We start from the raw sequence: 12,838 nt of genomic DNA, 5'->3' as shown, positions 1-12,838 counted from the left end.
GTTCGCGTGAAGAAAACGCGTCAAAATAAAAAGCTAGGGCACGGTTCTGATTTCATCAGAATCGAAAAGGCTCTAGTGACGATGGCCGCAAACGTCGGACCGACAGGGGCGGGCTGTGAGCTGGTTATCGCAGGTCTTTGATCCCGCCAATTTCAGTGCGTTTCTGACGCAATTACAGGCTGATCTGCAAACGCCGGGCTTCTGGCTCTCGGTCGGCAAGATCATCTGGATCAACGTGCTGCTGTCCGGCGATAACGCGCTGGTCATCGCCATGGCGTGCCGCGGCCTGCATGGGCGCAACCGCCTGTGGGGCATGGTGATCGGCGCCGGCATCGCGGTGATCCTCCTGATCGCCTTCACCGGCGTCATCGCCACGCTGATGGCGCTGCCTTACCTGAAGCTGGTCGGCGGAATTGCGCTGCTCTTCATCGCGGCCAAGCTTTTGGTGCCTGAGGACGAGGATGACGAGATCGCCGCGGGCACCACGCTCTGGCACGCCGTCCGCATCGTCGTGATCGCCGACATCGTCATGAGCCTCGACAATGTCATCGCGGTGGCGGCCGCGGCGAACGGGCAGCTTTCGCTTCTGATCCTGGGGCTGGCCATCAGCATTCCCATGATCATCGCCGGCGCGGCGCTGATCATGATGGTGCTCGACCGGTTCCCGATCCTGATCTGGCTCGGCGCTACGCTGCTCGGCTGGATCGCCGGCGGCGTGATTGCGAGCGATCCGGCCGATCATCCCTTCCTGCAGCGCCTGATCGACGGCCGGATCGAGTTCGATTTCAACGCGACTTCGGCCTTGCTGCACTGGTCGCCGCATCTCAGCCTGGACGGAGATCTGCTCGAATATCTCAGTTCGGCGCTGGGCGCGGCCATCGTGCTGATCGTGGGCTCGATCTGGCGGCGGCGTAAATTGCAACAGATCGAGCACATTGTCGCGCCGGATGCGGGCGAGGCGGTTCCATCGGCCGATCGTTCGTGAGCCGTGCAGTCTCCGAATCCGATTGTCAAACAGCCAGACGCCCTAAACGAGATACAGCGCCGCGTTCTCGCGGCCGGTATTGCCCGAGCTTTGCTTTGCGAGACACCCTTCTTCGATGAGAGGGCGCAGGGAAGGCCGGATGCCGGCTGGCACCCGCGGCCCCCGTGCGTGAAAAAAATGCACGGGGCAGGAACCACAGGTTGAGCCGAGGTACACCCGGCCTTCCCTGCGCAATGGTTTTAACGGCTTACTCCGCGCTCTCCTTGGTGACCGGGCTTTATTGCCACCATCATCAGCGCGATGCGCAAGCATCGTCGCCAACTTGACGCCAGCGTCGGGGCGCCAGGACCACACGGCTTCGCCGTCCGCAAGACCTCGTTCGTCCGCATTCCCAGAAGAATGCTGCGATGTCTCGTGGCCACCGCTTCCCGCCTCTACGTTCGTGACGATCGCGAAACGCCCCTCTTCATGAGGCGGGATGCGAGGCAAATGAATCTGATTTGGTATGAAGAGGAAGCCGGATATTTTTCCCGGCAGGGCTGGACGGGCCGGATCGGATTGATGCGGCTTGCGAAATCAGTTTTTGTGAGCGGCGGAATTTGCCTGTGACGGACGCAGCGGCGTGTGCCGACAGGGACAGGATCGATCCGATCGCAACGTCTGCTTCATGGGGCATATCCTCATGGAGAACAGGAATGCCCTCGTCATCGAGACCGAACTTACCCGGGCTTTCGCCTCTCCAGCCACTGCTTCGTTGCTTCTTCGCGAATCTCCGATGCTGTGATGTCGTCCTTAAACGTGGCCTGTTTGATGGACCTAATAACATCGGCCGACTTCGTCGCGAAGACGTTCTGTTCTACTTGGCAGGGCGGAAGCGGAACCCAGATCACACGCACTTAATGATAGTTCCGCCTATGCGCGCTCTGTGGAACCGCGTTTTGGCTCACAGGTCTCCGAAAGCACGCAGCTGTGAGCTTTCAGGAAGATTGTTCCATTCAACTCCGGCCCGGAATTTTTCTACCAAGAGTTTCCTGCGTCGCGATATGCGGCTTTGGAGTGACATTCTATAAAAAAGCGCATCCGTGCAGACGTGGCGCATTTCGTTTACTTTTCTCGTGCCGGATTTTCTCTATCCTGCCCCCCGGGCACTGTCCGAATCGCCTAACGCGCGGGTTCGCGTGCCTTCGCAAATGCCAGAAGAGCCGAGCGGAGATGGGATGGTACGTGTCCAGTCTTCCGAATGGCGGCAGGACAGTCACTTCCGCCGCCGTATCATGGCAGTCCTGCGGCGCGCATCGTTGTCGATGGCGCGTAGCCGCAGGGCGAAAAGCGGCTGTCTTCTTGGCAATGCCGGGGCGTCGGGGTGCGGCATGGCCATCATGGCCGCCGTTCTGAGCGCCGGCGCTCAGGCGCAAACCGTTCCGGATGGAACCAATCTGGCCACCTTGGGTGCTCCAACCAACACCACGGTCTGGAACCTTCAGGGCGGTGCATCCCTCTACGATCCGGCAGCCCTGGCTACGTCCTTTGGCCTGACGCTGCCTGGAATGCCGGGTCTGACGATCAACGGCGCGACCGGCGGTAGCACGATTACGCTCAATGATGCGGCCGGCCACTTCGGATACTTCAGCGCCCCAGACGCCACGACTCTCACACTCAACAATATTACGCTGACCGGTGGATCAGAAACGGATGGCGGCGCAATCAACGGTGCGGGGGCACTCACCGTATCGGGCAGCGGCCTTACGTTGTTGAACAATGCGGCGACGGGAGGTCGTGGCGGCGGCATCTACGCGGTCGGTGCAGTCACGGTGAATGCTCCGTTGACGGCGACCGACAACATCGCCAATACCAGCGGCGGCGCGATCTATGCGGGCGGCGACCTTACCGCGAACGGCAACGTGACCGCGACCGGCAACACCGCGACTGTCAACAGTGGCGGCGCGCTCTATTCAGCCGGCAACATGACGCTGACCGGCGCTACCAATACGCTGACAAACAATACCGCAGTCAACGGCGTGAACGGCGTGGGCGGCGCACTGTTCGCTTTGGGCAATGTGACCGTTGTCAACGCGCTGACAGCGAGCGGTAACAGGGCCGATGTAGGTGGCGCGGTTGGAACCAACGGTGGCAGCATCAGCCTTGCAGGCACGTCCGGAAACCTGTCGCTCACCGGCAACACGGCGACGCTCTACGGCGGCTCCGTCGCGTCATTGCTCGGGAATATAACGCTCGGGAATGCCGCCGGGACGGTCACGATCACCGGCAACAACGCGGGCGGGAGCGGCGGCGCGATCGGCACTTTGGCCGGAGGCAGTGTGACGCTCACCGGTAGCGGCTCGGTGAGCGGCAATACGGCTGGCGGTAATGGCGGCGCGATTGCGACAGGTATCCTGGGTGGCGCAGGCGACATCACGCTGACGGCGAGTGGCGGCAATCTTTCGGTCACCAGCAACACGGCCGGCGGTAACGGCGGTGCGCTCTTTCTCGCCTCGGGGATACTCGACCTCAACGCAACAGGCGGCAACATCACCTTCTCGAACAACAGTCAGAACACCTCGGAGGCGAATGCCGTCTATATCAATAACGCCGGCGGCGGCTCGCAAGTGAATTTGAACGCTGCGTCTGGCAACAACATCACGTACTACGATCCCATTCAGAACAACGCGGCTAACGGGCTGATCAGCGTCGTGAAGCAGGGCGCGGGCCTTGTGAACTTCGACGGATCGCTCCACGCCGCTGCGTCTGATCGCTGGTCGCAAGCCTATGCGACGACGACGGTGCAGGCCGGCACCTTTGCCGTCTCGAACAACGCCGTCTATGGCGTGCTCGCGGCCGATGTCGGGGCGGCCTCACCCAGTTCCTTCACGGTTGCTGGCGGGGCAACACTGTCGGGCGGAAGCATTGGCGAGGTGCGCGCCGATAACTTTGCGCTGAACGGCACGCTCGACATCGCGGGCATGCAGGCCGGAACGGTGGGCAACAAGTTCACCGTCACCAGCAACAATGTCAGCTTCGGCTCCGCTAGCCAGGTGCTGTTCAACACTTATCTGAATGACGGCAGCGTGCAGCGGACCGATCAGCTCACGCTCAATCTGAACGGCAGCGCCACCAGTGGAACTGCGTCTGTCCATGTGACCAACGTGGGCGGACCCGGTGCCGTGACGACGGGAAACGGCATCGAACTTGTTAATGTGACCAACAATAACGGTAGCACGGCCGGGGCCTTTACGCTGGGTAATCGCGTGGCGGCTGGCCCTTACGAATATACCCTGTTTTACGGTAGCGTGGACGCAAGCGGTCCGCAGAATTGGTACCTGCGTTCGACGCTGGATTGCTCGCCGTCGGCAACTTCATTGCCGTGCCCGTCAACAACACCGTCGTCGCCGGCGGTGGTACCAAACTATCGTCCTGAAACGTCGCTGTACGCGTCACTGCCGTCCATGGTGCTGCTGTATGGACGCAGCCTGCTGGACACGCTGCACGAGCGGGTGGGCGAGGAAAGTCCCGGCATTGCATCGCCCGACGGCAATGGTGCAGCGCCCTCGCTGGGTTGGGGCCGCATTCTTGCGCTGGGTGGCAAGCAGGGCGGCGACACGGACGGTATCTATGGTTCTGGCCCCCGGTACGACTACAGCATCTTTGCGTTCCAGGGCGGCACCGATCTTTACCGGGCCGAGCGCAGCGATGGCGGCAGCGATCATGTCGGGGTTTATACTGCCATCGGCGGAATGAGCGCCGATGTCGCCCATGTCACTGGCCTGCCCGCCGGATCCAACAGTCTGACCGCCTATACGCTCGGCGGTTATTGGACGCGGTTCAGTGCCACGGGCTGGTACGTTGATGCGGTGGCCCAGTACACGTGGAACGATCTGAAGGCCGACCCGATCGGCATCAGCGGTTTGAGCACGCATGGCGGCAGCTTTGCAACCTCGCTGGAGACCGGCAAGTCGCTCCAGCTTGGTCAAGGCTTCAGTATCGAACCGCAGGCTCAACTGGTCTATCAGACTGCTTCGCTTGCGGGCACCGCGGATAGCTTCGCAAGCGTGATCTTCAACGATGTGGACTCGCTGGCCGGCCGGATCGGTGCGCGCGTGGAGCGGAGCTGGGCAATCGATCCCTCCACCCCGCAGTCGCGCCTAATGACGGTTTGGCTGCGGCCGAGCCTGTGGTACGAATTCCTCGGCGATCCGCATACCTCCTTCTCATCGGCGACCGGCTATATCCCGTTCCGCTCCGACCTCGGAGGCGGCTGGGTGGAAGTCACCGCTGGTCTGGACGCCCAAATCTCCCGGAACGTCGACTTCTATGCAAATGGTCTCTACCAGATCAGCTTCAACGGCCGTAGCGATGCCTTTGGCGGAAAGTTCGGAGCCCGCGTCACATGGTGAACGACAGAGGTCGACGCTCGGGAGTTATGGACGGGCTTCTCCATAAGGCGGCCTTCTCCATCAAGTCTCTGAAGGCGGTGGCGATGGAGGCGCGCCTTCTCGAAAGCGTTGCTCTCCCTCTCATAACGGCTTGGTTGCAGGTTCGAGCCCGCCGGAGTTAGCGCCTGACGATCGATCCGGTGCGGCCAAGCAGCCGCGCAAGCTGCTTGAAACGGCTGCCGGCGCGATCGGCGACGAGATCGACCATCCGGTGCTCGAACACCAGCATCAGCTTGCGGCCTTCGCTGCGGAAGTGGGTCGCCGGCAACACGCCGGGCCGGGCCGCCGATACCAGATGGGCGACCCGGAAGGCGGCGCCGAGCATCCGGGCCCGCTCGATCATGGCGGGCGGCACGAGGTCGCGGATCGCGGCCGGCGGTTCGTTCTCTTCGCTCAGGCCGGCATAGCGGTAGAACACCGACAGCGCGACGAACGCCCTGCCTGGATGGGCGATCGCGCCGAAATTGCCGTGGATGATGAGATTGAGCGTCTGCTCGCCGCGGTAATCGGGATGCACGCGCCATCCGATATCGGACAATAAGCAGGCGGCGTGACGCAGGCGGCGGTCCTCGTCGGTTTCCCGCAGCTTTGCGACCCTGACCAGGCGGTCGGTCCACGCGATCAATTCCTGCGCGTGGCGCGCGGACCGCGAAAGCAGTTCGTTGAGGTCTTGCGCGGCGCAGATCAATCCGTCCTTGGCGCGCTCGGCCTGCGGCAGCATTTCATAGAGCAGGCCCTCGCGCACGCCGAACGTCGAAAATACAATGGTCTTCGGCCGCGCAACGCGAATGACGTATTCGAGGACGAGCGCCGCATAGGTCAGGAGCGGCCGCCGCGCGTCGGCGACGGCTTCGATATTGGCGAGCATGTTGGTCGATGCGAGCCGGCGCAGGCGCTGCGCGAAATCCAGTGCCTCCGCGGCCGGCAGCGAATAGCCGTGCATCACGCGGAGCGGATAGCCGCTCTGGATGATGTGGATCCGCGCCAGCGCGCGCCAGGTGCCGCCGACCGCATAGAAGGTGCGGCCGCGGCCGGCCTTGAGTTGGGCGACCGCGGAAAGGTCGCCCTTCACGATACGTTCGGCCCGCTTCAGCGATTTATGCGAGGCGTCCTGCAACGCCAGGCTTCCGAGCGGCAGCGTGACGCCGCTGTGGACGCGGTTGCCGCGCACGTCGATCAGTTCCAGCGAGCCGCCGCCGAGATCGCCGACGATACCGTCGGGATTGTGAATGCCGGAAACGACGCCGAGCGCCGATAGTTTCGCCTCGCGCGGTCCCGACAGAATCTTGATCGGCACCCCGCAGATGCGTTCGGCCTTGGCGATGAAGTCGGGCCCGTTGCTGGCGTCGCGGCAGGCGGCGGTGGCGATCGCGTAGACGCGGCCCACCTTCTGTACTCTGCATAAAGCGCGAAAGCGCCGCAACGAGGTCAAGGCTTTCGCGACCGCGTCCGGCGCCAGCAGACCGGTGCTTTGAACCTCGCGGCCGAGACCGCATAGCGCCTTCTCGTTGAACACCGTCACCAGGCTGCGGGCCATCGCCGCATAGACGACGAGACGCACCGAGTTCGAGCCAATGTCGATGACCGCGACGCTGGATGCGCGTTTGCGCGGTCGCTTCACCGCAAAGGCTCCTTGTGGGGATTACTGGCGTTCGTTACGTCGCGTGAGGCGGCGCGGTGAAGATTCCTTGAGCGACTTTCCACGGCCGGACAGACTCGGATTCGTCATGAAGTAATTATGCACATTGAACGGCTCTTCGCCATTCGCGGCCTTCATACGCGTTGACGATCCGTCCGGCAACAACTGCCAGCTTTGCTCGGTGTCCTTCAGGTTGGCGACCATGATCTGCTCGAGAACCTGCTGATGCACCGTCGGATTTTGCAGCGGACAGAGAACTTCGACGCGCCGGTCGAGGTTCCGCGGCATCATGTCGGCGGACGAGATATACACAGCCGCTTTCGCGCCGGGCAGTCCTTGGCCCATGCCGAAGCAGTAGATTCGCCCGTGTTCGAGGAACCGGCCGATGATCGACTTGACGCGGATGTTTTCCGAAAGTCCGGGAAGCCCGGGGCGCAGGCAGCAGATGCCGCGAACCACCAGTTCGATCTGAACGCCGGCCTGAGACGCCTGATACAGCGCGTCGATGATGTCGGGATCGACCAGCGAGTTCATCTTCATCCAGATCGTGGCCGGCTTGCCGTTCCGGGCGTGACCGATCTCGCCGTGAATGTGTTCGAGCATGCGCTTGCGCAAGGTGAGCGGCGATACCGCCATCTTCTCGATGTCGATCGGTTCCGCATAGCCGGTGATGTAGTTGAACACCCGCGCGGCGTCGCGCCCGATCGCGGGGTCGGAGGTGAAGTAGGACAGGTCGGTATAGATACGCGCCGTCACCGGATGATAATTGCCGGTGCCGGTGTGGACATAGGTCGTGAGGCTGCCGCCTTCGCGCCGCACCACCATCGACAGCTTGGCGTGGGTCTTCAGTTCGATGAAGCCGTAGACGACCTGCACGCCGGCGCGTTCGAGGTCGCGCGCCCAGCGGATATTGGCTTCTTCATCGAACCGCGCTTTGAGTTCGACCAGCGCGGTCACCGATTTTCCAGCCTCGGCGGCTTCCGCCAGCGCGCGCACGATCGGCGAGTTGTTGGAGGTGCGGTAGAGCGTCTGCTTGATGGCGACGACATCGGGATCGCGCGCGGCCTGCTGCAGGAACTGCACGACCACGTCGAACGATTCATAGGGGTGATGGACGATCAGGTCCTTTTGCCGGATCGCGGCGAAGATATCGCCGCCATGGTCGCGCACGCGCTCGGGATGGCGCGGCACATAGGGCGTGAATTCGAGATCGGGACGGTCGAGCCGGGTCAGTTGCGACAATTCGTTCATGGCCAGCACGCCGTCGACCAGGAACACTTCGTCGTCCGAGGTGGAAAGCGCGTGCTGCACGAAAGCGCGCAGTTCTTCGGGCATCTTGGCCTCGATTTCGAGCCGAATCACCGATCCCCGCCGCCGCCGCTTCAGCGCGGTTTCGAACAGGCGGACCAGATCCTCGGCCTCTTCCTCGATTTCGAGTTCGGAGTCGCGGATGACGCGGAACGCACCCTGGCCCTTGACGGTGTAGCCGGGGAACAGCCGGCCGATGAACAGGCCGGTGGCTTGCTCCAGCGTGATCAGCCGCACCGCGCCGTCCCCGGTCGCGGGCATCCGGATAAAGCGGTCGATCTTGCCGGGCATGCGGATGAGCGCGTTCATCGGCTTGCCGTCCGACATCCGCACCAGATGCAGCGCAATGGTGAAACCGAGGCTGGGGATGAACGGGAAGGGATGCGCCGGGTCGATCGCGAGCGGCGTCAGCAGCGGGAAGATATTGAGGAGGAAATGTTCCTCGATCCAGCTTCGTTCCGTCTTGGTGACGTCGCGGCCGTCGACGAGAACGATGCCGACTTCGGTCAGCACGCTGCGCAGATCGCTCCAGATCACCTGCTGGTCGGAGGCGAGCTGGGAGACCGTCTGGTTGATCAGGACCAACTGCTCCGAGGGAGTCAGTCCGTCCGGGCTGCGTTCGGTGATGCCTTCGCGTACCTGCGCCTTGATGCCAGCGACGCGGACCATGAAGAATTCATCGAGGTTATTGGCGGAAATCGACAGGAACCTGACGCGCTCAAGCGCGGGATGGCCGGGATTGACCGCTTCCTCGAGCACGCGCCGGTTGAAATGCAGCCAGGACAGCTCGCGATTGATGAAGCGTTCCGGGCTATTGGCAATCGATGCGAGGGCCTCGGCTGAATTATCTTTCTCTTTTATTACAATGGCTTGCGGGGATTCCATCAGAATTCAATCCATCTCGGAGCGGGCGCGGCGCGGATTCTGGCAAACACCGCGCAAACCATGTGTTACGCCGATGACGTTTCAATGACATTGACGTTCGTGCCGGGCTCGCCGTCAAGGACTGGAAAATCAAAGGACCGGGAAATCAGATGTCGCGCAGCAAGTCGGCCGCCAGCGCGCGGGTTACCGGCCGTCCCTGCCGCAGCGCTTCGGTGTCCAGGAGTTCGACGGCCTGCCGCGCGGCGGCGTAAGACCGCTCGATCCGGTTGGCGAGAAAGCCCACCACGGCCTCATCGATGATCAATTGGCGGTCGGCGCAATATTTGACGATCAGCGCGCGCAACAATTGATCGTCGGGCGGCAATAGCGACACCGCCGGTATCGCGCGCAGGCGCGAGCGCAGATCGCGCAGTTCGACCTGAAGCGCCGAAGGCTGCTCGCGCGTGGTGATCAGAACGGATGCAGCGTCTTCCCGCGCCAGATTGAGCAGATGGAACAACGCGCGTTCGTTGAAAGCGGACGACTTCAAGTCTTCGACGACCAGCGCCCCTGTCGCCAGGGCAACCGGGACTTCGTCCGCGGTCAGGGCATGAGCACTGATGGAGCGCGCGCCGGCTCGCTCGGCCCAGATGGCGGCGAGATGGCTTTTGCCGGAGCCTTCCGGCCCCACCAGCAGCATGACCCGGTTTGGCCAATCGGGCCAGCTATCGACCAGTGCGAGCCCGGCGGCGTTGGCCGGCCCTTCGAGGAAATCGTCGCGGCCGAGGTGCTCCGTATAGGGCAACGCAAATGCAAGCTGACGAGGTGGAACGCGGCTTGCCACGCAAACACTCCATGCCGGGATCGCCCGCGCAGTTACTATAACGTTTTCGAGCGAGTTGGATATCGCTTCGCAGGAAGAAAACGCGCCAAGGCGCAACGCCCCGGTGCTGTTCGATCGGAACCGGGCCGGCTCTCGAAGTTCAGCTCGCTTCGATCGTGCTCATATGCCGTGCCCATTCCACGAGATAGAAGGATACGGAAATTAATGTAAAGACCGTTACGAAACCCATCAGTATCAGATCGTAAGGCGTTGCGTTGAAGCCGAAGCCGAGCGACGCCAGGACCAGGGCCGCAAACATGACCTGCGCCACCGTATTCAGTTTCGATACCATTAACGGCTTCATCGGGATCGGCTTGTCGCACAACCATGAGACGATCACGGCTCCGACGATCATGATGTCGCGCGAGACCACGAGAATGACGATCCAGCGCGGGATCGCGCCCCAAATGCCGAGCGCCACATAGATCGAAACCAACAGCGCCTTGTCGGCGAGCGGGTCGAGCAGGGCGCCCAATTCGCTGGTCATGTTGAAGCGCTTGGCGAGAAAGCCGTCGACCGCGTCGCTGATGCCTGCCACCAGGAAGATCGTAAAGGCGATCTGGAGCTGGTTCGAGGCAATGGCCCAGACGATGAACGGCACCAGCAGGATGCGGCCCAGGGTAATGATGTTTGGAATGCTCACGCGGCGTTTCCCGGTTGGCGCGGAGGTTCTGACATTCGCAACCGAGCGCCCTGCAAGGTCATTGCAAATCTCAAATCCCAAAGCCGCACCTATTTTACCGGTGTCCTTTTGGTCCCGACATTCGCAAGCGGGATGCGAGTGTCGGACTACAGGGCCCCGGCGCCTGATTTCGAGACAGATCCGGCTCTTGGCAGGCTGAGCCGGTTCCTGCCTACATAGTACACAGCCTCCCGCCTTGCGAGGCATTGCACGCGCGCGGATTCCGACGTAACCAGCCCCATCATCTGGATTTGGGCATGACGGACCGTAAAAACGGGCTTACTTACGCGGATTCGGGCGTCAATATCGACGCCGGCAATCGTCTGGTCGACCTAATCAAGCCGCTTGTCCGCGCCACGGCGCGCGCCGGTGCGGATGCCGAAATCGGCGGATTCGGCGGGCTGTTCGATCTCAAGGCGGCCGGCTTCAAGGATCCGGTCCTGGTGGCGGCGACCGATGGCGTCGGCACCAAGGTCAAGATCGCGATCGAGACCGGCCTGCATGACGGCATCGGCATCGACCTGGTGGCGATGTCGGTCAACGACCTCGTCGTGCAGGGCGCCGAGCCGCTGTTCTTTTTGGATTATTTCGCCTGCGGCAAACTCGATCCGGAGGCCGCTGCCGCGATCGTTTCCGGCATCGCGGAAGGCTGCCGGGAGTCCGGCTGTGCGCTGATCGGGGGCGAAACCGCCGAAATGCCCGGCCTCTACAAGGACGGCGATTACGATCTGGGCGGCTTCGCGGTGGGCGCTGCCGAGCGCGGCACGCTGTTGCCGCGGCCGGATATCGCGGTTGGCGATGCGGTGATCGGCCTTGCCTCGTCGGGTCTTCACTCCAACGGATTTTCGCTGGTCCGCAAGATCGTCGAGCAGTCGGATATCGGCTTCGAGGCGCCGTCGCCGTTCTCGCCGGTCATGACCCTGGGCGGCGCGCTGCTGACGCCGACGCGGCTCTATGTGAAATCATGCCTGCGCGCGATCCGGGAGACCGGCGCGGTCAAGGGCCTCGCGCATATCACCGGCGGCGGCTTCACCGACAACATCCCGCGCGTGCTGCCGAAACATCTCGGCGTCGGCATCGATCTGGCGCGGTTGCCGGTGTTGCCGGTGTTCAAATGGCTGGCGGAGCAGGGCGGCATCGCCGAGCTCGAATTGCTGCGCACGTTCAATTGCGGCATCGGCATGATCGCGATCGTGAAGCCCGATGCCATCGAAGAGGTCACCGACGTTTTCACCGAAGGCGGCGAAAGCGTCGCGCTGCTGGGCGAGGTGATCGAGGCCAAGGGCGGCCACCGCGTGGTCTATAACGGCCACCTCGATCTGGCGCCGTGACGCGATGAAGCGCCGGGTCGCCATCCTGATTTCCGGGCGCGGATCGAACATGGCCGCGCTGATCGAAGCGGCAAAGGCTGCGGATTTTCCGGCCGAGATCGCGGTCGTGGTTTCCAACCGCTCCGATGCCGGAGGCCTTGCGATCGCAAGCCAGAGCGGGGTTCCGACCGCGATCGTCGAAAGCAGGCCGTTCGGCAAGGATCGTGCGGCGTTCGAGGCGGCGTTGCAGGCATTGCTGGACCAGCACAAGGTCGAGCTGATTTGCCTGGCCGGCTTCATGCGGCTGTTCACCGCCGAATTCGTGCAGCATTGGTATGGGCGGATGCTCAACATCCACCCGTCGCTGCTGCCGGCGTTTCCGGGCCTCGAGCCGCAGGCCCAGGCGCTGCGCGCCGGCGTCAAGATTTCCGGCGCCACGGTTCATTTCGTGATCCCGCAGACCGACGCCGGACCGATCGTGATGCAGGGCGCGGTCGCGGTGCAGGACGACGATACGCCGGAGACGCTGGCGGCGCGCATTCTCACGGTCGAGCACCGCATCTATCCGGATGCGCTGCGGCTATTGGCCGGCGGTCAAATCAGGCTCGACGGCGATATCTGCAAGACCATCGGGAGCGCCGGTTCGGGCGACGCGCTGATTTCGCCGGCCGTGAATTAGAGCGTTTTTGAGCGAAAGCCTGTCCCGGACTTGATCCGGGATGGATACCGGTTCGCGT

The 12,838-nt window shown here is 62.7% G+C and carries 8 protein-coding genes; 4 read left to right on the top strand and 4 right to left on the bottom strand.

Features of this window, described 5'->3' with window-relative positions; translation table 11 throughout:
• The first annotated feature begins 115 nt into the window (after positions 1 to 115).
• Together HB630_RS22325 and HB630_RS22320 are read left to right on the top strand one after the other, a co-directional pair.
• Entirely contained in the window at positions 116 to 985 is an 870-nt protein-coding gene (locus HB630_RS22325) for a YjbE family putative metal transport protein (protein WP_213774686.1), read from the top strand.
• 1,217 nt (positions 986 to 2,202) lie between these two features.
• Positions 2,203 to 5,376 carry an autotransporter outer membrane beta-barrel domain-containing protein gene (locus HB630_RS22320; RefSeq protein ID WP_213774684.1) on the top strand — a complete coding sequence of 1,058 codons (3,174 nt, stop codon included), beginning with the start codon at positions 2,203 to 2,205 and terminating at the stop codon, positions 5,374 to 5,376.
• Between the two features lie 157 nt (positions 5,377 to 5,533).
• Here HB630_RS22320 and ppx read toward each other — a convergent pair whose 3' ends face one another.
• From ppx to HB630_RS28690, 4 genes are all read right to left on the bottom strand, one after another.
• Positions 5,534 to 7,036 (bottom strand): exopolyphosphatase, encoded by a 1,503-nt coding sequence (ppx, locus tag HB630_RS22315; protein ID WP_213774682.1) that lies wholly within the window; start codon positions 7,034 to 7,036, stop codon positions 5,534 to 5,536.
• A gap of 21 nt (positions 7,037 to 7,057) precedes the next feature.
• Positions 7,058 to 9,247 (bottom strand): RNA degradosome polyphosphate kinase, encoded by a 2,190-nt coding sequence (locus tag HB630_RS22310; protein ID WP_213774680.1) that lies wholly within the window; start codon positions 9,245 to 9,247, stop codon positions 7,058 to 7,060.
• 145 nt (positions 9,248 to 9,392) lie between these two features.
• A complete protein-coding gene (locus HB630_RS22305) occupies positions 9,393 to 10,070 on the bottom strand; it encodes a DnaA/Hda family protein (protein ID WP_213774678.1) in 678 nt (225 codons plus the stop codon).
• 139 nt (positions 10,071 to 10,209) lie between these two features.
• Positions 10,210 to 10,752: a CDP-alcohol phosphatidyltransferase family protein gene (locus HB630_RS28690; protein WP_213774676.1), complete on the bottom strand. Its 543-nt coding sequence runs from the start codon at positions 10,750 to 10,752 to the stop codon at positions 10,210 to 10,212.
• A gap of 296 nt (positions 10,753 to 11,048) precedes the next feature.
• Between HB630_RS28690 and purM the strand changes: the two genes are divergently transcribed.
• Both purM and purN read left to right on the top strand, forming a co-directional pair.
• A complete protein-coding gene (gene purM / locus HB630_RS22295) occupies positions 11,049 to 12,122 on the top strand; it encodes a phosphoribosylformylglycinamidine cyclo-ligase (protein ID WP_213774675.1) in 1,074 nt (357 codons plus the stop codon).
• Between the two features lie 4 nt (positions 12,123 to 12,126).
• Positions 12,127 to 12,780 carry a phosphoribosylglycinamide formyltransferase gene (gene purN, locus HB630_RS22290; protein ID WP_213774673.1) on the top strand — a complete coding sequence of 218 codons (654 nt, stop codon included), beginning with the start codon at positions 12,127 to 12,129 and terminating at the stop codon, positions 12,778 to 12,780.
• Positions 12,781 to 12,838 lie beyond the last annotated feature (58 nt).

It is taken from the genome of Bradyrhizobium sp. dw_78, assembly GCF_018449525.1.
Taxonomy (GTDB): Bacteria; Pseudomonadota; Alphaproteobacteria; order Rhizobiales; family Xanthobacteraceae; genus Bradyrhizobium.
This window is presented reverse-complemented; position numbering and strand designations above follow the sequence as displayed.